Raw genomic sequence first — 20,252 nt, 5'->3', positions numbered from 1 at the left:
ATGTGGGCGTCATGTCGATTCAGAAAATTGCTCGCCTGGCCGGCGTTTCAGTGGCAACCGTATCACGGGTTTTGAATAATCAGGGCAGCGTGAAAGAGCGCAACCGGATCAAAGTCCTTGAGGCGATTGAGCAGAGCAATTACCAGCCAAATTTACTTGCCAGACAGCTGCGCACCGCCCGGAGCAGTATGCTGCTGGTCATGGTGTCCAATATCGCCAACCCATTTTGTGCGGATGTCGTTAAAGGCATCGAAGCCGAAGCCGAAAAAAATGGTTATCGCATCCTGCTGTGCAACTCCGGTTCCGATGTGGAACGTTCCCGTTCCAGTTTGCAGCTGCTCTCCGGCAAGATGGTTGATGGCGTGATCACCATGGATGCGCTTGCCAGCCTGACCGAGCTGACCACGCTAATCGGCGATGCGCCCTGGGTTCAGTGTGCTGAGTATGATGACGCCTCTGCGGTCTCCACCGTGGGTATCCATGATCGCGATGCTTCTGTCTATGTCGTGCAACAGTTTTTGCAGCGGAAATGCCAACGCGTTGCGATGATCAACCATGATTTAAGCTACAAATATGCCCGGCTGCGGGAAGAGGGCTATCGCCAGGCGCTGACGGATGCGGGTAGCGCCTGGCAGTCGGTGGTATATGCCGCCGATCTCAGTTATGAAGCGGGCAGAAACGCCATGCAGGCATTGCTGAGCCAGGGCGAACGCCCTGATGCGGTGTTCGCCGTTTCCGATACGCTGGCAGCCGGGGCATTGCGGGCCATCCAGGATGCCGGGTTGACGGTGCCTGACGATATCGCCGTTATTGGTTTCGATGGCACGGAATTAAGTGAGATGACTTACCCGAAATTAAGCACGGTCCTGCAACCGTCACGGGAAATTGGCCGGCAGGCAGTGCGTCTGCTGCTGCGGCGTATTGATGAACCCGGTAGCGCGGCGGAGAAAATCATTCTTGACTGGGAATTCCTGCACCGCGCATCGAGTTGATTATTTCACGCCCGCAGGGCTGAGTTGTTGCTGAAGGAATTTATTTGATTCGGTAATGATAGCTTCCGCTTCGTTGCCAGGTTTATCGTGCTCGACGATATACCATTGCACGCCTGCGGCTTTCGCTGCTGGCATGATCTCGTTCCAGGCCAGCAACCCTTCGCCCGCTGGCGCGAAATTCATCTGATCGTCGCGAATACCGATGGGCGCGTTATCTTTTGCATGGATCGCAAACACCCGACCTTTATAGCGTTGCAGTATCACTGCCGGATCCTGGCCGCCTCGCGAAGCCCATGCTGCATCCAGTTCAAGCTTAAGATGCTCTGGGTTGCTGGAAGACATCAGGATATCCAGCGCGGTCTGACCGTCGTACTTCTTCATTTCAAAATTATGGTTATGGTAAGCGAGGGTCATGCCCTGGGCTTTTAACTTTTTGCCAATGGCATCTAAGCGTTGCCCCATCTGTTGCCAGCTCTGCTTACTGTCCGGTCGAACGTCAGGTTTGATCCACGGCATCACCAGCGTGGTATTACCGATGGCTTTGTTAAAGGCCACGATAGTGGCGGAATGATTTTCCAGATCGTCCAGTTGCACATGATCGGCAATGGGCTGCAAATGATATTTGCTGAGCAGACGTTTCATTTCATGGGCCGTCACACCCTGATCGCTCACCAGTTCAACAGCATGGAAGCCAGCACGTTGTGCCAGCGCAAACTGCTGTTCCAGCGTGCCATTGTTACGCACCGTATACATCTGCAGTGCGATCGGTAAATCCGTGGTGGCTGCGGTGCAGCTTGCGGCAATGATCAATGAAAGCGAGATAACGGCAGTTCCGGTCAATGTGTTCTTCATAAGTAATCCATCCCATAAATTTAAAGTAATCGATTACATTTTTGATTGATATGAAAAGTAATCGATTACAAATCGTACCAGCGTTGCGTGCTTTTACAAAGTGGGGCAAGGGAAAGCTATTGATTTAGCGCCGATTTTGTGGGTCTTGTCACAAATTTTCGCGTTTGATTGCAGGTATGCGAACCGCTTTGCCGTTCTATGCCGGACGGGATGCGATTGTCAGGTAGACCGATGCCCTAATTAAATTAACTTATCTCAAATCTTTTGCGAGAAATATGTCTACCGTTGCTCATTATTGATAAGAAACTCTATTCTTTTCAGTAGAAAAATAAGTCATGATTACCAGATTAGCGAAATTGAGATGTTTTTCTTACGAAAACTTTACACTGATGCACACTAAAATCGGTGAACTTATAAAGAAATAAGTGGACCAACGTTTGGGTTCTGGGAATTATTATTTCTAATAAACAAAATGTTTTACTAATAACGTAATGGCATGGATTTTTTTATTTTTTAAATGAGGAAGCATATGGAGTATTTGGGATTACCTCCGGAGAATGGACTGAATGCAGCATTTATAATACTGGTTTGTATCATTCTCTTATGGATACTCTTTTGGTGAACAAGGGCATTAGGGTGACTGAGACTTCCTGATTAGTTTTTGTTTAACAATCAGATATGCTGGCCAGTTAAGGCCAGCGTTGTTGGTTAACATCCGGGAATAAGGCGAGGGGAATGGCCGAAAATGTTTATGGCGTGATTAACTATCATCTTTACTGAGAATATCGATTAACTCATAAATTGATGAACCAACAGGTTGATGGCACCACCGCCTAATACTAACCACACAAACAAGATTAAACCCAACATAAACGGTCTTGCACCGGCATTGATCAGCTGACGTGCGCTGGTGCTTAATCCGAGTGCCGCCATCGCCATTGCCAGTAACACATTATCCAGCGTATTGATGCCTGCAACCATCGGCGCGGGCAAAAAATGAAACGAATTAAATAGCGCCACCAGAATAAAAATCAGGGCAAACCAGGGGAAAATAATGGGTTGTTTTGCCGTGCGGGATTCCCCGCTATCCCGGCTGATAAACACACTCAGCAGCAGCAGGAAAGGGGCCAGCATCATGACACGCAGCATCTTGGCGATTACTGCGGCGTTCTCGGTTTCCGGGCTGACTGCGTGCCCTGCGGCAACCACCTGCGCCACTTCATGCATGGTGGAACCGGTATAAATGCCAAACTGGGTCAGCGAAATGCCTGGGATATATTGCGCAAATTCATGCCAGATAAGCGGATAAAGAAAAATGCCCAGCGTACCGAAAATCACCACGGTAGCGACCGCCACGGCAACTTTGGCAGGCTCAGCCTTTACTACCGGGGCGGCTGCCAACACCGCTGCGGCACCACAAATGCTGCTCCCTGCACCAATCAACCAGGCAGTTTTGCGATCAATACCCAGCAACCGCGAACCGATCACACTGGCAAAGATGAAAGTACTGCTTAACATCAACACATCGATGATGACGCCACTCAATCCCACGTCCATCACCTGCTGAAATGTCAGGCGGAAGCCATAGAGGATAATCCCCAGTCGCAGCAATTTCTGTTTAGCAAATTGCACACCCTCATCACATTGCGGATGCAATGCGGGATAAAAGGTATTCCCCACCACGATACCGACGATGATTGCCAGCGTCAGCGCCCCCAGCCCCAGGCCCGACATCACCGGCTGGTTACCCAGCCATGCAGTGGTGAAGGCAATCACCGCCGTGAGTGCCAGCCCGGGAATGAAGCGTTTAAGATCCTGTTGATAACGAGCTACTGATAATTCGGCCATGTTGTCCTCCTCTCCTCTACAGGACTAAGGATGAGACCTTTCCAGCCGAATGAAAAATTGATTATATCGTTATAACCAATCTGAATATCAGGTAATCAACGTACGCAGCGGGTTTGTTAATTTATTAAAATAACAAGATAGTAAATTTGATCGCCAATTCTGTTCCCCGATCACTTTTTTACAGCACCAGGATGGTGCTAACTCCTGTATATGTCATAGTAATCCTACAGGCATTCGCTGTGCCGGATTGTGGAGGAAGGTAAATGAATCAGGACATCTCATCATCCGCTGAAGTGAAAGCGGCGATTTTTCAGCCGCTATATCTGCAAATCAGCCAGCTGCTGCTGGAAAGAATCGCCTCCGGCGAATGGCCCGCAGGTACCTATATTCCCAGCGAAGCGAGTCTGGCGGAAACCTACAACGTCAGCATTGGTACACTCCGCAAAGCGCTCAATGAACTGGTCAGTAACAATGTGGTGATTCGTTATCAGGGCAAAGGCACCGTGGTGGCGGCCCATGATTCAGACAGCGCGTTGTTCCGCTTCTTCAATGTTCTCAGGGCAAATGGCGAGCGTTCGCTGCCGTTGTCACGTGTGCTGGCGCGCCATTTACGTACCGCTTCTGAGGAAGAAGCTACCGCGCTGGCTATTACGCCCGGCAGTAAAGTGATTCATATCTGGCGTGTGCGCGATCTGGATGGCGCTCCTGCCATCCTCGAGCATGTTTATATTGATGCCGCACGCTTTCCCCATCTGGATCGGGAACCGGAAATCCTGCCCAACACGCTGTACCAACTGTATCAGCAGAAATTTGCCTGCACGGTGGCTAACGCCCATGAACAGATAAAAGCGGTGAATGCGGGACCGGATGAGGTCCTGCATCTTGAGGCGACAGAAGGGGAAGCATTGTTGCGTATCTACCGCGTTGCGCTGGATTTTCAGGATAGGCCGGTTGAGTACCGTGTCTCCACTGTACTCACCCGCCACCATGCCTATTTCAACCAGCTCTGATGCGCAGTTGTTCCAGCAGCGACACTGGCAAACTCAGCGTGTCGCTATTTTGCCGCGCAGCGGCCTGGCGTCGCTCCCCGGGCAATCTCACGTGGGGCTGCGTCAGCATCGCACTGAACAACATTTCCGTATGCTGAACATAGCCAGCGGAAAAGAAAGCCGGATTCAGCAGTAACAGCAGCTGTGCGATATGCGGGGAGCCACCCTCCGTATTAAAGAACGAACTGGCCTGAAAACCGTAATGGCTGCCCGTCAGTCCGGCGGTGAGCAATTCAACCATCAACGCCAGCGCCGCACCTTTGGCACCGCCTGCGGGGGCCATACTGCCCGCCAGTGCCGCATCAGCGTCAGTTGTTGGATTGCCGTCACGGTCGATCGCCCAGCCTGTGGGGATGGCTTCCTTTTTCTGACTCGCCAGCATGATCTTGCCGCGTGCTACTTCGGACAGGGAGAGGTCAATCACCAGCGGTTCGCCGCTGGTGCGTGGTGAGGCGAAAGCGATGGGGTTGGTGCCATACAGTGGCACATTGCCGCCCCAGGGGGCCATTGCTGCCGGACCGTTACTTAACGCCATGCACACCAATCCCTGGCGGGCCGCCTGTTCGGCGTAATAACCGGCCATACCAAAATGGTGAGAATCACCGATAGCCACCGCGACCACACCAAACTCCTGCGCCAGCACCATTCCCCGGTCCAGACCGAGCTGCACGGCGGGAAACGCCAGGCCGGAATCCGCATTGACATTGACCACGGCGCCGCGTTGCGTGATCGCCGGGACAGCGCGGGGGTTCAATTTGCCGCTCTCCAGCTGGTCGAGGTAATAGGGCAGCCGGGCGAAACCGTGTGACGCGATTCCGGCACGTTCCGCCGCCATCAGTGCGGCGCAGGTGGCATCAGCCGACTGGCGGTCAACGCCTGACTGACATAACGCGCGTCGGGCAAGTGCTTCCAGCTCGGTCAGCGCCAGGGTTTCATGGCTCATCGCATCGTACTCCTGTCTATCTGTGTGGTTGACAATGGTTCCTCTGCCGGGGAATCCACTGGCATGATCATTTTTTCCGGCCCCAGACGCAGCTGCTCCTGCGCCTGAGCCAAATCCAGTTTTTGTTCCCAGCGGGCGATCACCAACGTAGCGACCACGTTGCCGATCATGTTGGTCACGGCGCGCATTTCATTCAAAATCCGGTCAATACCCAGCACCAGAGTAATCCCCGCCAGCGGGATGATGTTATGGGTTGCCAGGGTGGCGGTGAGTGCAATCAATGCCGCGCCAGCCACCCCTGCGCCACCTTTCGACGTCAGCAGCAGGATCAACAGCAAGCCAATTTGCTGCCATAGTGTCAAATCGGTATTGGTAGCCTGCGCAATAAACAACGAAGTCATCGTGAGATAAATCGCCGCGCCGTCAAGATTAAATGAATATCCGGTCGGTAGCACCAGGCCGACAATGGCGCGATCGCAACCCAGTTTCTCCATCTTGATCATCAGACGCGGCAGGACAGACTCGGTGGTGGAGGTGCCCAGCACAATCAGTAACTCTTCGCGAAAATAGAGAATTAACCGCCATAGACTCACGCCCACCAGTTTACAAATCAGCCCGAGGACTCCGCCAATAAACAGGAAACTGGTGATGTAGAGGCAGATTATCAGCATGCCGAGATGTTGCAGCGAAGTCAGACCATATTTGCCGACGGTAAAGGCGATGGCACCAAAAGCGCCGATCGGCGCGAGCCGCATAATCAGTTCGACAATGCGCATCAGGACTTCACCGCACTGTTCAATGGTTTTGGTGATAAAGGCGCTGCGTTGTGAAACCAGCGACAACGCGATACCGAACAGCACCGAGAACAACAACACCTGCAACAGATTGCCCTGCGCAAAGGCGCCTATCACCGAGTCCGGAATGATTTGTTCGAGAAAGCCTTTGCTGTGTTCACTAACGTTAACGTAGTGACTTACCGCACTGCCATCCAGCTTGCTGGCATCGACATTCATACCGGCACCGGGTTTCATGACGTCCGCCACCACCATGCCAATGACCAGTGCCAGCGTGGTTACCACCTCAAAGTAGATCAGCGTTTTGCCGCCAACCTTACCGACCTGCTTCAGGCTTTCCATGCGCGCAATGCCAATCGCCACGGTACAGAAAATAACTAATGTCACGATCATCTTGATCAGACGGATAAAGGTGTCACCGAGGGGCTTCATCTGAACGGCAAAATCAGGAAAGGCGTACCCCACAGCAACCCCGGCGACCAGGCCTATCAGGACCTGGACATAAAGGTGCTTGAGCAATCGCATCTGGTTGTCCTCGCGAAGCCTGGCGGCTGCAAACCGGCGTCCGGCAGGCCGCCGCAGGCGAGTGGAAATCACGCCCGCCAGAGAAGGCGGGCAGGGGGTTAAGCACTTTCGAAAATACGGGTAAGCACAAACTCCCGATGTCCCAGCGCTTCAGCCGCCGTCAGGCGACCATTCGCCGTGCGCAGCAGACACTCCAGCAACGCATCGCCAGCACCGTCGAGGTTCATTTCGCGTCGCAACACGGCTGAGACATCGACATCAATATGTTCAGACATGGTGCGCACCGTACGCGGGTTGGCGCAGACTTTGATCACCGGCAGGATCGGATTGCCAATAACGTTGCCCTGGCCGGTCGGGAAGAAATGCGCCACGTAGCCACCGGCAGCACAGAGCGTCACCATCTCCGCGGCAGCCGAGGAGGAATCCATAAACCACAATCCTGGCCCGGTGGGGGTTTCCGCTTTATCCAGCACCCCATCCACGCGGCACTTTTTCCCGATCTTCTGAATATTGCCCAGCGCTTTTTCTTCGATGGTGGTCAGGCCGCCTTCGATATTGCCTTTGGTTGGCTGTGACTCAGACAGGTCACTGGTTTTCCAGCGATCGATCATCGCGCTGTAGCGATCAAACATGAACTGAAACTTCTGACGCACATCGGCATTGGCGCAGCGTGCCGCCACCAGATGTTCGCCGCCGGTCAGCTCGGAGGTTTCACCAAACAGCAGGGTGTTGCCGTTTTCATACAGACGATCAAACAAATTGCCAACGGAAGGATTCGCGCCGCAGCCGGAGGTGGTATCCGATTCACCGCATTTAGTCGAGACCCATAACTCGCTGATGTCGCAGGTTTCGCGTTGCAGCTCCGAGGCATATTGCGAGAATTCACGCGCTTTGCGGGAAGCCGCGCAGATGGTGTTGTGATCGCCGTTTTGCTCGATCCAGAATCCGGCGACGGGTTTGCCCGTGGCCTGGATGCCGTCCACCACTCGCTTTGTCCAACCCGGCTCGATCCCAATCACGATAACGGCGGCAACGTTGGGATTGCAGCCGGTGCCGATCAGGGTGCGAAAGTGCAACTCCAGGTCTTCACCAAACTGCAAGCGTCCATAGGGATGCGGCAGGGCGATGGTACCTTTAATGTTATTCGCCACCGCTTCTGCCGCTGCATTGGAGATATCATCCACCGGCAGCACAATGACATGGTTGCGAATGCCAACGCGACCATTGGCGCGACGATAACCTGCAAACTGGCGTCCTGTGATTTCCATAATTACCACCTTTTGGTTTTGACGTTATGTACGTGGAGATGCTCGCCCTGCTTAATCGCCGCAACGACCCGGCCAATGTCTTCGCCATATTTAATGACGGTGTCATTCACCGCCAGATCGCGAATTGCCAGCTTATGGCCGATGGGAATGGCATCCTTAACCGCAAACTCAATGGTTTTGTTTTGATCCATGATCCATCCGGTCAGGGTCTGGCCCGCCTCGATACCTTCCACCACTACCACCCCGACAGAATCACCATCATCGTGTACGACAAAATCGATACTCATAACTGCCTCCGTTAGTGCACAACAAATGAACTCATATATATGACATATATTAAATGACCTGACGGAGCAAAAATTATCTTCTCCCGACATCTGTTTTTGGGAGGCGCTTCACGAATAGCGGCTGAACATCGCGGGAAGAGAAAGGAGAGAAGGAGGTAATCAATTAAATCGATGATTGATAATGCTTTATTTTCTATGCATCGAACGATGTGACTAAAATGTGATCACGCCTGAACTTCCGGCGACTGAAGCCGATCGTGATCACTTTTTGTTCACATGCCTTTTGCAGTTACCGGCATAGCTCACTATAGATAGTTCTAGTCATATATATGACAAAGGAGTCCGCACCTTCGCCTATTGTCGGAAACCTATCAATCTCTGGAGACGCGTATGTCAGTTACCTGGTTAAAAAAAGCAAGTAAAACGCCGGAATCTAATACTTTTGAAGCCCGCCGCGTGGTGGAGGAGATGCTTGCCACCATTAAAGAACAGGGTGAAGAGGCGGTTCGCCACTACGCCAGCAAACTCGATAACTGGTCTGGTGACATCATTCTGACGCGGGAGAATATTGCTACGCAGATCCGTGCCGTCCCTGCTGACGTGCGTCGCGACATCGATTACGCCATCGATCAGGTTTACACCTTTGCCTGCGCGCAACGCGCTTCGGTGCAAGACTTTGACGTTCGCCTGCCCTCCGGGCTGGTGGCGGGACAGAAAGTGTTGCCGGTGACAACGGTCGGTTGTTATGCCCCGGCAGGACGCTATGCGCATATCGCTTCTGCTTATATGAGTGTGGCAACGGCGAAAGCCGCCGGGGTGAAAAATATCATCGCCTGTTCAGGTCCTTACCTGGGACAGTCGATCCATCCCTGCGTTCTCTACGCTTTTCAGCGGGCTGGAGCTGACACCATTATGACGCTGGGCGGAGTGCAGGCGATTGCTTCGATGGCGTGGGGATTATTTACCGGCAAAGCGGCGGATGTGGTGGTAGGGCCGGGGAATAAGTTTGTAGCTGAAGCCAAACGCACGCTGTTCGGTCAGGTCGGTATTGATGTGTTTGCTGGTCCCTCCGAGGTGGCGGTGATTGCTGATGACAGCGCGGATGCCGATATCGTTGCCAGCGATCTGGTGGGACAAGCCGAGCATGGTCATGAGTCCCCTGCATGGCTGTTCACCACTTCACGCCCGCTGGCGGAAGCGGTGATGCAGAAGGTGCCGCAGCTGATTGATCAACTGCCACCGGTGGCCCGTGATGCGGCCAGCTGCGCCTGGCGCGACTACGGCGAAGTGATTTTATGTGACAGCTGCGCAGAGATGGTCGACATTTCCGATCGCTACGCCTCGGAACACCTTGAAGTGCATACCCGCGACCTGGACTGGTGGCGCGATTCCCTTAGCTGCTATGGCTCGTTGTTTCTCGGTGAAGAAACCACTGTCGCCTTTGGCGATAAATGCAGCGGACCCAACCATGTTTTGCCGACCAAAGGTGCCGCGCGCTATTCCGGTGGGTTGTCGGTACACAAATTCCTCAAGACGCTGACCTGGCAACAGATGGCGCGCGAAGCGGTGCCGCAGATCGCCGAGACCACTGCGCGTATCTCCCGGCTGGAAGGGATGGAAGCGCATGCGCGCACGGCGGAAGTGCGGCTGGAGAAATACTTCCCCAGCGATACCTTCCAGCTCGGCATGCCGGTGACGCGCTAAGGAGATCCTATGCATCCTGCAACGTTATTCGATTTACAGGGCAAAACCGCGCTGGTGACGGGCGGGGGGAGTGGCATCGGTGCCGCGATGGCCGAGGCGCTGGTGGCCGTTGGTGCACGGGTGATTCTGGCGGCGCGGCGTGAGGCGCAGCTGGCTGACGTCGCCCAGCGGCTGGGTAGTTCAGCACGTTATCTGTGCGCCGATATCACCCGGCAGGCCGAACTGAGCGAGCTGGCTGCGGATTGCGGCGCGGTGGACATCCTGGTGAACGCCGCCGGGGTGAATCTGCGTCAGCCGTTTGAAGAGGTGAGCGAGTCCGCCTGGGATCAGCAACTGGCGCTGCATCTCAAAGCGCCTTTCTTTCTGACGCAGGCTCTGGCACCCGGCATGGCACAGCGTGGCTGGGGGCGCATTATCAATATCGCTTCGCTGCAATCCTCACGAGCATTTGACAACAGCGCGCCGTATGGCGCAGGCAAGGGCGGCATCGTCCAGCTAACCCGCGCCATTGCTCAGCGCTGGGGACGTCAAGGTATCACCTGCAATGCCATCGGTCCCGGTTTCTTTCCCACGGCCTTAACCAGTCCGGTGTTTGCCGACGATGCCCTGCGTGAACGGCACGCCGCCCATACCTGCCTGGGGCGTAATGGTGAAATGACGGATTTGCATGGCGTAACGCTGTTTCTCGCCAGCAACGCCAGCGCCTATATCACCGGGCAAACCCTGATGGTCGATGGCGGCTATAGCGCCATTTGATCCTTTCCTTCAGCGCAGAGGAACACATCATGCAAAAACCTGCTGCCGGTAACCTGCGACGCGTCACCCTGTCGAGCCTGTTTGGATCGACCATTGAATGGTATGACTTTTTTCTTTACGGCACCGTAGCCGGGATGGTGTTTAACAAACTCTATTTCCCGGAAGGTGATCCCTTTATTACTACGCTGCTTTCCTATGGCGTGTTTGCGATTGGTTTTCTCACCCGACCACTGGGGGCAATTATCTTTGGTCATTTCGGTGACACGTTGGGCCGCAAGAAGATGCTGATATTGACTCTGGTGATTATGGGTGGGGCGACGGTATTTATCGGGTTGATACCCAGCTATCACCAGATTGGCCTGTGGGCACCCTGCCTGCTGATTCTGTGTCGTTTAATCCAGGGCATCGGCCTTGGGGGCGAATGGGGTGGTGCGGTGCTGATGACGTTCGAGTCCTCCCCGGAGAAACATCGTGCATTTTTTGCCAGTATTCCGCAGGTGGGGATGTCGCTGGGGTTATTGCTGGCCTCCGCAGCCATTGGGTTGGCGTCGTTGCTGCTGCCCGATGAAGCCTTTATGTCCTGGGGCTGGCGTGTGCCATTCCTGCTCAGTGGCGTGTTTGTCATCATCGGGACTTATATCCGCAAAAACGTGGCGGAAACGCAGGATTTCCTCAAGGCGCAGGAGGAACAGAAAAATGCGCCCAAACGTATCCCGCTGGTGGAGTTATTTCGCAAAAACACCGGGGTGGTGTTCACCTGTATGGGGATGCGTCTGATTGATGGTGTGTTCTTCAATATTTTCGGTGTCTTTTCGCTGACCTGGCTGACGCAAACGCTGCACATTCCGCGTGATCAGGCGATTGTTGCCATTCTGGCGAGCGCGCTGGTGATGAGTTTCTTTATCCCGTTCTGGGGCTATATGGCCGACCGCTGGGGGCGTGCGCGTATCTTTGCGATGGGGGCCACCTTGTCGGGACTTTCCGCCTTCCCGGCTTTCGCCCTGATGTATAACCATCCGGATAATATCTGGCTGGTCTGGACTGCCATTGTTATCCCGTTCGGTATTTTCCATGCGGCGGTGTTTGGCACGCTGTCATCGGTCTACTCGGAATGTTTTGACGCATCGGTGCGCTATACCGGGATTTCGTTCGCCTATCAGATCTCCGGCGTATTTGCCGGTGGTTTAACGCCGGTGCTGGCCACCATTTTCTCGGACATGCTGGGCGGCAAGCCCTGGTTAATCTGCGCCTATGTGCTGATTATCGGCCTGACCAGCGCCGTCTGCGCCGTTTACCTGTGGCGTCGCACTCATGGTGCAGGCAGCATCAATCTCCCCCGTTCTGTCCTGATTAAGTGAGGAAGCATGAAAGCGCTTGTCTATACCCGCCCGCTGGGCGTTGAAATCCAGGAACGGCCTTACCCGCAGTTGCCGCAAGGGGGCGATCAGGTGGTGATTCGCATTGCGGCAGCGGGCATCTGTGGATCAGATATGCATGCGTTCCACGGCAAAGATCCCCGTCGCCAGCCCGGTCTGGTGCTGGGACATGAGTTGGCTGGGGAAATAGTTGAGAGCCAGTCAGCGCGTTTTCAACCGGGGCAGCGGGTGACCGCCAACCCGTTAATCACCTGTGGGCAGTGCGAATATTGCCGCCAGGGGCGTGACAACCTGTGCAGCGACCGCCATATGATCGGCATGGACTGGCCCGGTGCCTTTGCTGAATATATGGCGATTCCGGCGCGTTCAGTGGTGGCATTACCAGCGGGTATCTCGTTGCAGCACGCGGCGATCACCGAACCGGCCGCCACCGTGGTGCACGCGCTACGCCTGACCCAGCGGGCATTGCAGATGCCACTGGCAGAAGCTAACGCGCTGGTGATCGGCGGTGGGGCAATTGGCCTGCTGACGGTGCTGGTGTTGCGCGCCTGGGGATGCCGTCAGATAACTCTTGCGGAAACCAACCCGTTACGCGCCGAAGCGGCTGAGCGTCATACCGGCTGTGTCAGCATCAACCCGATTGAGACGCCGGTAGAAGCGGCAAGTCAGCAGCTGGTCATCGATGCGGTAGGCGCTGGTCCAACACGGAAACTGGCGGTGCATGCGGTGAAACCCGGTGGGGTGATTATGCACATCGGTTTGCAGGATTGGGACAGCGAGATTGATATGCGCAAAATCACCCTGAGCGAGATTACGCTGCTGGGAACTTACACCTACACCATGGAAGATTTCCATCTGACGTTATCGATGCTGGAGCAGGGCGCATTGGGCGCGTTGGGCTGGGTGGAACAGCGGGCGTTGCATCAGGGGGCGAATGCTTTCGATGATCTGGAGTCGCAGCGCGTCTCTGCTGCCAAGATTCTGCTGATTCCCTGAATACCTCCGTTGATGTGTAGCGGCGCGATTTATCGCGCTATTTTCCTCGGTGCACCGACTAAAAGGCGCGCGATAAATCGCGCCGCTACAGCATATGCCATTACGCTGACAGCTCGCTTAAAAACGCGTCTGTAGTGATTTGACGGCAATAGCCTTTGATCGCAGTAAGCGAGTTCTGCTGACGCTCGGGGGAGAGTGTCGCGCAGGCATCCGTCACCAGCGTCACCAGATACCCGAGGTCACAGGCATCGCGCACCGCGCTTTCGATGCATTGGTCGGTGAGGAATCCGGCAATCACCAGATAACGGGTGCCGAGGTTGCGCAGCACGTAATCAATATTGGTGGAGATAAACACGCTGGAGGAGCTTTTGGGCAGAACGATTTCATCTTCGCCAGGCGCGATAGCATCTAACACCTGTGCATCCCACGAGTCGCGCGGGACATTGAAGCCGGTAATTTTGTAATCCAGACTGCGATCGCGGCCATCTTTGGTCAGGCTCTCGATCACCGTATACATCACTTCAATTTTTTCGGCACGGCAGGCCGCCTGGATCTTTTGCATATTGCCCAGGGTTTCGCGCTCGATGATGTCGAAGAAATAACCAAACTGTTCATTCTGTTGCGCGGCAGACATACCCACATATTCACCGCCGTCACGACGGGCATTGTAGTTTTGCACATCAATAAAAAGCAGGGTGGCGGATTCTTTCTCGATAGCAATGTTGCGACTGGTTGGATGAAACATCGATTACGCTTCCTTTTTAAATTGATGGCTGACAATGTCTTCCCAGCACTGGGTGAAAATCGGTGCTAAATCTTCAGCCCACATTTTTTGTCCCGCTGGCTGGCTAATCAGGTCCTGGCGCAATTCAATTTCGACATAGTGCAGATCGTTCTTCACCGCATGCTGCGGCACGGCGTAATCCGTTTCGTCGGACACCGAATAAGGTTGGTTATCGCCCACCGTCCAGCGCTGGCTTTGTTGCAGCTGTTCGAGGATCGCCAGCGCATAGTCAGCCTTGTGCTGGTATAGCACGCCAATTTCCCACGGACGTTGCTCGCCGTGAAACACCGGGGTGAAGCTGTGCATCGCCAGTAAACAGGTTGGGATGCCGAGTGCCTTGCGTTCTGCCAGGATGTCCCGAATCGCCGCATGATACGGCGCAAAGATTTCCGTCTGGCGCTGGTCGCGATCGTGCTGACTCAGCGTCATATTGCCGGGCACCAGGGTGGCTTCTGAGAGGGTGGGGATCGAGCTGGGAATACCCGGATTGCGGTTACAATCAATCACCAGACGCGAATAGATCTGATGGACCAGCGGAGCATTGAGCAACTGGCTCAGGTGGCGGGAAACCGCCAGAACCCCGATATCCCAGCCAATGTGTCGGTCAATCTCCGATTGTGGTAAGCCCAGATCACCCAGGCGGCGGGGGATGCGTTTCCCGCCATGATCACACAGGATCAGAAAAGGCGAATGACCGGTTCGATTCTCGACGACAAAGGGTGTGGGTTCATCTGGAAAAAGCAGTGGTGCGCTCACGTCTAACGTTACCTCATCTGGAAAAGTCATTTAGATTTTGCATTCAATGAAAGGGGGCCCAGCGCTTCCCATTGTTTCAGCCGTTCCACGGTTTTATCGCCCTGATGTTCCATGATGGCGGCGATAATCGTGTCGATCAGCACAATCCCAGCCGAATAACCGTCAAACAACCATGGGGTTTCGACATGAATGGGCAGGACCACTTTGGCAAGAGAAGCAATAGGGGAAAGTTGCGTGTCCGTAACGGCAATCAGCGTGGCACCCCGCGCCACAATCTCCTGCGCCAGCTGATACATATCCTGTTGATAGCGGCGAAAATCAAACAGCACGAACACATCATTTTTATTGGCATCAATGATTTGCTGAATGCGTTCGTGATGATTTTCAGAAAGCACATCGACGCCACGCCGTACCTGTTGCAGGTTGCGCCCGAAATACATCGCCAGTGACTGGCTGATGCGCCCGCCACCCAGAATGACATGATGTTCCCTGGCACCGATTAAGCGGGTTGCCTCGGTGATTTCAAACTCGGGGATATCACGCAGCGAACACTGAATGGCAAGCACTGACGATTTGATGGCTGCCTCGATCAGTGCCGAAGGGCTTTCATTGGTCACCCAATTATCCAGGCGCTGCAACGGTCCTTTTGCCTGTTCGGAAAGCTCATCCCGTAACGCCTGCTGAAAATCGACAAAACCACCAAACCCCATACGCCGGGCAAAACGCACCACCGAGGGCAGACTGACGCCGGCTTGATCAGCCAGCGTTTGCACTGTTCCTAAACCTGCCCTGGGATAATCCGCCAGCATCGCCCGCGCTATTTTTCGTTCAGCAGGGCTGAGTTCCGCCATGCTGTCTTTAATTTGTTGTGCCAGCACACCTGCTCTCCTTCACCACACCTGTTCGCGGCATTGCCACAAAGACAGTGCCACAACCAGCGTGATTCAGCTATACGAATTTAATATATATTACACATATTGATTTTAAGTTGATTGTGTAACATATATAAAAAAATCTCAAGCGCGGTCACCAGTAAATAGCAGACGGGAGTTCTCGGTGTAATGGATAAAGTTGCGGCAGTAGAAAATAATCAATCCATTGATTCTCAATGTGAAAGTCTTATCGCGAGTGGTGTTGCCACTTTATTTGCCACCCTGGTGGATTCCGCTGGGGTTATTCGTGGCAAATCCATGCCTGCCACTCGCCTGAGAACCATCAGCCAGTCTGGTGTCGGGGCATCCCCTTCCTGGGCGTTATTTTGCGCTGACAATGCCATCGCCTGGATCCCGGCATTTTCGGCGGTAGGCGACGATCGCCTGCGCGCTGATCTTACGGCGCTGGTGAAGCTGAAGGATGGATTTTGCTGGGCGCCCGTGGATGTCTTTGAACAGGAGGGCGACCGCGCAGCGTGGTGTTCACGCCAGTTTCTGCGCAGCCAGGTTGAAGCGTTGCAGACGGCAGGCATTGAGACCCTGGCGGCGGGTGAGCTGGAGTTTTATTTACTGCCGGAGGACGCTGACGCGGCCACCGGTCACTGGCATGCCTATGGCATGGGCGCATTACTGGACAGGGAAGCCGTGGTTAACGATATCGTTAATACACTCGGCGAAGCGGGTGTCGGCCTTGAGCAGTTTCATGCCGAATACGGTACCGCCCAGTTTGAATTGTCCCTCGCTCCGGCGAATCCTCTCACCGCCATTGATCGGCTGGTTCTGACCCGCATTCTGCTGGGCCGTATCGCGCGCAAACATAAGTTAGCCGTCAGCTTCTCGCCGAAGCCGTTTGAAGGCGGGGCAGGCAATGGCGCGCATTTGCATTTCTCCTTTACCCGTCAGGGCAAACCGTTACTGGCCGGTGGTGACTGTGCGTATGGCATCACGGCGGAAGGGGGGAGTTTAATTGCCGGGATTGTCCACTATCTGCCTGAAATGGTGGCGTTACTGGCTCCTTCGGTACTTTCCGCCGATCGTCTTCAGCCGGGACACTGGTCGGGTGCTTATGCCTGCTGGGGGCTGGAAAATCGCGAGGCGGCGGTGCGCTACTGTGCGGCAAATCCGGCGAATCCCTACGGTGCGCATCTGGAAGTGAAATGTATTGATCCTTCGGCGAACCCCTACATCGCCTGTGGCGCGGTGCTCGGCATGGCGCTGGCAGGTCACACGCAATCAATGTCGCTACCCGAAGCTACGCAATCCGCCCCCGCCGATTTCTCTGAACAACAGCGCAGCGAGAAACAGATCAAACGCCTGATTTACTCGCAGGCCGATGCCTTAACCCGGCTGGAACAAAGCGAGCTGGCCCGGGCGTTGTTCCGCCCGGAACTGCTGGGCGCTTTGATTGCTGTGCGTCGTCATGAACACGAAAGTTATGGCCACCTGCCATTAAAAACCACAACCGAGAAGTTCCGCTTTGCCTGGTCCGTCTGACGGACCCTTGCACCATTTTTGCCTGACCAACACCGGGGAAACCCATTAACAACTCGCTAAACAATCACGTTGTATGAGGGTGAGAGAGATGAATAATGCACCAAATAAAAAGCGAAATTTAAAACTTTGGGAAGCGCTGGCCCTGTCGCTGGGTATGGTGGGACCGACCTTAGCCATGTCCGGCAATGCGCAGGGATTAATTGATTCAGTTGGGAAAGCACTGCCTATCGTATTCGTGCTGGGTCTGGTGGGGATTGCGCTCATTGCGTATGGTTTTATCCGCCTGACGCGCTTTTATAACCATGCCGGCAGCGCCTATGGTCTGGTGGGTAAAACCATCGGGCCGCGCGCGGGATTCTTTTCCGGTTTTGCCATCATGGGAACCTATCTGTTCTTCTCGATTGCCACCCTGGCGGCCTTAGGGGCATTCACCAATGCTTTCCTGCAGGCGCTATTTCCCGCCTCGCACATTGAGATCCCGTGGATTGTCACCGCGGCGGTTGGGGTGATTTTTAGCTGGATTCTGAACTCGCGTGATGGACAGACCGTGGCGCGCGTGCTGATGGTGATTGAAGGGGTAGGGATCGTCCTGATGCTGGTGCTGGCTGCGGTCATCATCATCCATCAGCCAGCGACCACGGAGCAACATGCTTCGCTGTTTAGCCTGAATGGAGTGAGCTTCCAGGCGGTGATGGCGGCGGTGGTCGCGGCGTTCCTCTCCTGGGCGGGTTTTGAAGCCTGCGCCACGCTGGGTGAGGAGACAGAAAATCCGCAACGTAACATCCCGCTGGCGTTGCTGGGTTCCATCGTGCTGACCGGGATTTTGTTTGTCGGCATGATGTATGTGCAAACCCTGGGCTTCGGCACCAGTGAGGCCGGACTGAATGCCTTTAAAAATTCCGCCAACTCACTGGGTACGCTGTCGCAGACCTATGTTGGAACGGTATTTTCGCTGTGCATGTTGTTCACCGCCATGATGTCCGCCTTTGCCGCTAATCTCTCCGCCGCCGCAACTTCCAGCCGTTTGTTGTTCGCCCTGGCCCGTGACGGCTTTGGTCACAGCTGTTTTGCCGAGGTATCAAGCAAAACCCATCAACCGCGTAATGCGCTGACGTTAGTGTTAGTGGTGAGTCTGCTGGTGGACGTTGCTGCATGGCTGACCGGCAAACCTTCAATGGGCACGGGCAACAGCGCGATTGATGCTTACTTCTACTTTGCAGTGATTGGCTCAGTGTGTCTGATGATTACCTATCTGATGATTGAGTTAGGTGTCATCAACTTCATCACCCGCATGGGTCAGAACATCCCTAAATGGGAGCTATTATTGCCGGTACTGGGCATCGTCATCATGGTTGTCTCCCTCTATTACAACGTGGTAGGCCAGGAAGATTTATTTAGCCCGGCGCTGGTGGCGTTCTACTGGTGCATTGCCGGACTGATCATCATTATCTCCGCGCCGCGTCTGGTACGAAATATTGGCTTGTCGCTGTCGGAAGAGTTTTCCGCTCCGGCTGAACCCATCGCCACTGCTATCGCACAAAAGGAATCAGTATGAGTCAGGCTATTTTTCCGCCGGAAGCTGAAGCGCTTTATCAGCGCGATGCGCAATCGATTGCTGGCATTGAGAAGCTACGTTTTTTCCCGCTGACCGTTTCATCAGGTGAAGGATGCTGGTTAACCGAAGTGGGGGGACGGAAACTGCTCGATCTATCGGCGACCTGGACTGCCTGTGGCCTGGGGCACGGACATCGGAAAATTACCGAAGCGATGATGAAAGCGGCGCAGACCCCAGCCGGGGCTGGGGGGCTGTCAGCGGTGCATCCTGATTCAGTCGGGCTGGCCGAAGATTTACTGGCAATCACCCCGGGCAAAGGGGATCGCTGTGTCTACCTCGGCCACGCTGGGAGTGATGCCAACGATGTCGCGCTGCGCGCCTGTCGCCTGGCATCGGGCAAACGCAAGGTGGTGGCTTTTGCTCATGGTTATCATGGCGGCATTGGGCTGGCGATGAAGGTATCAGGAGTACATATTTCGGCAGGCAGCGCCGCCGATCCCGATCTTTACCTCGCGACTTATCCCAATCCCTTCCGTCCGCATAGCGCAGGCAAAGACCCGGTTAAGGCCAGCGTTGAGGCCAGTCTGCTCGAAGTGCAGGCCCAGCTGGAGCAGGGGGATGTCGCTTGTGTGATTGTCGAACCGATCTTATCCGATGGCGGCATGGTGGTGCCCCCGGCCGGTTTTCTCGCCGGATTACACCAGTTATGTATCAACGCTGGCGTACCGCTGATTTGCGATGAGGTCAAAATGGGGCTGGGCCGTCCCGGGCTGCTGCATGCCTTCCAGCATGAGAACATTGCACCGGAAATTGTGACCTTCGGGAAGGTGCTGGGTGGCGGTTTGCCGCTCTCGGCCACGGTTGGTCCCAAAGAAATCCTCGGCGGACCAGCCGCCCATGCTTTGTTAACCACAGCGGGCAATCCCATCTGTACTGCCGTTGGGCGTGCGGTGCTGAATGTGTTGGAAACGGAGGAATTGCCGCAGCGCGCAGCCCAGTCCGGGCAGTATTTTATGCAGATGCTGCGTGACCTGGCGAAGGACCTCCCGGTTATCGGCGATGTGCGTGGTCATGGTCTGGCGATTGGTGTGGAGTTGGTTGCGGCCGATGGCAGCCAAAGACCGGATCGCATCCTGGCGCAGAAAGTGGTGTATCAGGCCTGGAAAGAAGGGCTGGTGGTTTATTACGTCGGCGGCAATGTGCTGGAGATTACGCCACCGCTGATTATTACCACTGAGGAAATTGATTACGCCATTGAGAAGCTGGCACTGGCAATTCACAAAGCTCCTCAGGTATCGGATGCCGAAATCAAGGCTTATGCCGGCTGGTGAGTAATGTGAT

Annotated in this window: 18 protein-coding genes; 9 read left to right on the top strand and 9 right to left on the bottom strand. The window is 54.7% G+C overall.

Annotation, left to right across the window (positions count from 1 at the left end):
- Window positions 1–11 precede the first annotated feature (11 nt).
- Window positions 12–992, top strand: coding sequence for a LacI family DNA-binding transcriptional regulator (locus tag PW844_RS17500; protein WP_299454456.1), 981 nt, complete (start codon window positions 12–14; stop codon window positions 990–992).
- Here PW844_RS17500 and PW844_RS17495 read toward each other — a convergent pair whose 3' ends face one another.
- Together PW844_RS17495 and PW844_RS17490 are read right to left on the bottom strand one after the other, a co-directional pair.
- The gene (locus PW844_RS17495; protein ID WP_299454453.1) at window positions 993–1,844 is read right to left on the bottom strand and encodes a sugar phosphate isomerase/epimerase; all 852 of its coding nucleotides are present in this window, start codon (window positions 1,842–1,844) and stop codon (window positions 993–995) included.
- A 789-nt stretch (window positions 1,845–2,633) separates the two neighbouring features.
- Complete coding sequence (locus tag PW844_RS17490; RefSeq protein WP_299454451.1) at window positions 2,634–3,692, bottom strand: YeiH family protein; 1,059 nt, start codon at window positions 3,690–3,692, stop codon at window positions 2,634–2,636.
- 263 nt (window positions 3,693–3,955) lie between these two features.
- Here PW844_RS17490 and PW844_RS17485 point away from each other — a divergent pair, with 263 nt between their 5' ends.
- Entirely contained in the window at window positions 3,956–4,702 is a 747-nt protein-coding gene (locus tag PW844_RS17485) for a GntR family transcriptional regulator (protein ID WP_299454448.1), read from the top strand.
- Here PW844_RS17485 and PW844_RS17480 read toward each other — a convergent pair.
- The 4 genes from PW844_RS17480 to PW844_RS17465 form a co-directional block, all read right to left on the bottom strand.
- Window positions 4,689–5,684 carry an Ldh family oxidoreductase gene (locus PW844_RS17480; protein WP_299454446.1) on the bottom strand — a complete coding sequence of 332 codons (996 nt, stop codon included), beginning with the start codon at window positions 5,682–5,684 and terminating at the stop codon, window positions 4,689–4,691. The genes PW844_RS17485 and PW844_RS17480 overlap by 14 nt on opposite strands.
- Window positions 5,681–7,003: a C4-dicarboxylate transporter DctA gene (gene dctA / locus PW844_RS17475; RefSeq protein ID WP_299454443.1), complete on the bottom strand. Its 1,323-nt coding sequence runs from the start codon at window positions 7,001–7,003 to the stop codon at window positions 5,681–5,683. Before dctA ends, PW844_RS17480 begins: the two co-directional genes overlap by 4 nt.
- A gap of 98 nt (window positions 7,004–7,101) precedes the next feature.
- Entirely contained in the window at window positions 7,102–8,271 is a 1,170-nt protein-coding gene (locus PW844_RS17470) for a UxaA family hydrolase (RefSeq protein ID WP_084879402.1), read from the bottom strand.
- A 2-nt stretch (window positions 8,272–8,273) separates the two neighbouring features.
- Entirely contained in the window at window positions 8,274–8,558 is a 285-nt protein-coding gene (locus tag PW844_RS17465) for a UxaA family hydrolase (protein ID WP_084879401.1), read from the bottom strand.
- 390 nt (window positions 8,559–8,948) lie between these two features.
- Between PW844_RS17465 and hisD the strand changes: the two genes are divergently transcribed.
- From hisD to PW844_RS17445, 4 genes are read left to right on the top strand one after another with little or no spacing between them, the layout of a single operon-like run.
- Entirely contained in the window at window positions 8,949–10,262 is a 1,314-nt protein-coding gene (gene hisD, locus PW844_RS17460) for a histidinol dehydrogenase (protein ID WP_299454425.1), read from the top strand.
- 9 nt (window positions 10,263–10,271) lie between these two features.
- Complete coding sequence (locus PW844_RS17455; protein ID WP_299454423.1) at window positions 10,272–11,018, top strand: SDR family oxidoreductase; 747 nt, start codon at window positions 10,272–10,274, stop codon at window positions 11,016–11,018.
- Between the two features lie 29 nt (window positions 11,019–11,047).
- Window positions 11,048–12,376, top strand: coding sequence for an MFS transporter (locus tag PW844_RS17450; protein ID WP_299454422.1), 1,329 nt, complete (start codon window positions 11,048–11,050; stop codon window positions 12,374–12,376).
- Window positions 12,377–12,382: 6 nt separating this feature from the next.
- Window positions 12,383–13,390 carry an alcohol dehydrogenase catalytic domain-containing protein gene (locus tag PW844_RS17445; protein ID WP_299454420.1) on the top strand — a complete coding sequence of 336 codons (1,008 nt, stop codon included), beginning with the start codon at window positions 12,383–12,385 and terminating at the stop codon, window positions 13,388–13,390.
- Window positions 13,391–13,490: 100 nt separating this feature from the next.
- Here PW844_RS17445 and PW844_RS17440 read toward each other — a convergent pair whose 3' ends face one another.
- The 3 genes from PW844_RS17440 to PW844_RS17430 are packed head-to-tail and all read right to left on the bottom strand — an operon-like array spanning window position 13,491 to window position 15,808.
- Complete coding sequence (locus tag PW844_RS17440; protein ID WP_299454418.1) at window positions 13,491–14,135, bottom strand: isochorismatase family cysteine hydrolase; 645 nt, start codon at window positions 14,133–14,135, stop codon at window positions 13,491–13,493.
- Window positions 14,136–14,138: 3 nt separating this feature from the next.
- On the bottom strand, window positions 14,139–14,930 hold the full coding sequence (locus tag PW844_RS17435; protein WP_299454415.1) for an N-formylglutamate amidohydrolase: 792 nt from the start codon (window positions 14,928–14,930) through the stop codon (window positions 14,139–14,141).
- A gap of 26 nt (window positions 14,931–14,956) precedes the next feature.
- Complete coding sequence (locus tag PW844_RS17430) at window positions 14,957–15,808, bottom strand: MurR/RpiR family transcriptional regulator (RefSeq protein ID WP_299454413.1); 852 nt, start codon at window positions 15,806–15,808, stop codon at window positions 14,957–14,959.
- A gap of 183 nt (window positions 15,809–15,991) precedes the next feature.
- On the opposite strand from PW844_RS17430, the gene PW844_RS17425 reads away from it, so the two are divergent.
- The 3 genes from PW844_RS17425 (at window position 15,992) to PW844_RS17415 (ending at window position 20,242) form a co-directional block, all read left to right on the top strand.
- Window positions 15,992–17,356, top strand: coding sequence for a glutamine synthetase family protein (locus PW844_RS17425; protein WP_299454411.1), 1,365 nt, complete (start codon window positions 15,992–15,994; stop codon window positions 17,354–17,356).
- An 88-nt stretch (window positions 17,357–17,444) separates the two neighbouring features.
- Window positions 17,445–18,911, top strand: coding sequence for an APC family permease (locus tag PW844_RS17420; RefSeq protein WP_299454409.1), 1,467 nt, complete (start codon window positions 17,445–17,447; stop codon window positions 18,909–18,911).
- Window positions 18,908–20,242, top strand: coding sequence for an aminotransferase class III-fold pyridoxal phosphate-dependent enzyme (locus PW844_RS17415; protein WP_299454408.1), 1,335 nt, complete (start codon window positions 18,908–18,910; stop codon window positions 20,240–20,242). The genes PW844_RS17420 and PW844_RS17415 overlap by 4 nt, the downstream gene beginning before the upstream one ends.
- The last annotated feature ends 10 nt before the right edge of the window (window positions 20,243–20,252 follow it).

The organism is Pantoea sp. (assembly GCF_028283705.1).
In the GTDB taxonomy this organism is placed as follows: Bacteria; Pseudomonadota; Gammaproteobacteria; order Enterobacterales; family Enterobacteriaceae; genus Pantoea.
Note: the sequence above shows the minus strand (reverse complement) of the source record. Positions and strands in the feature narration are given on the sequence as shown.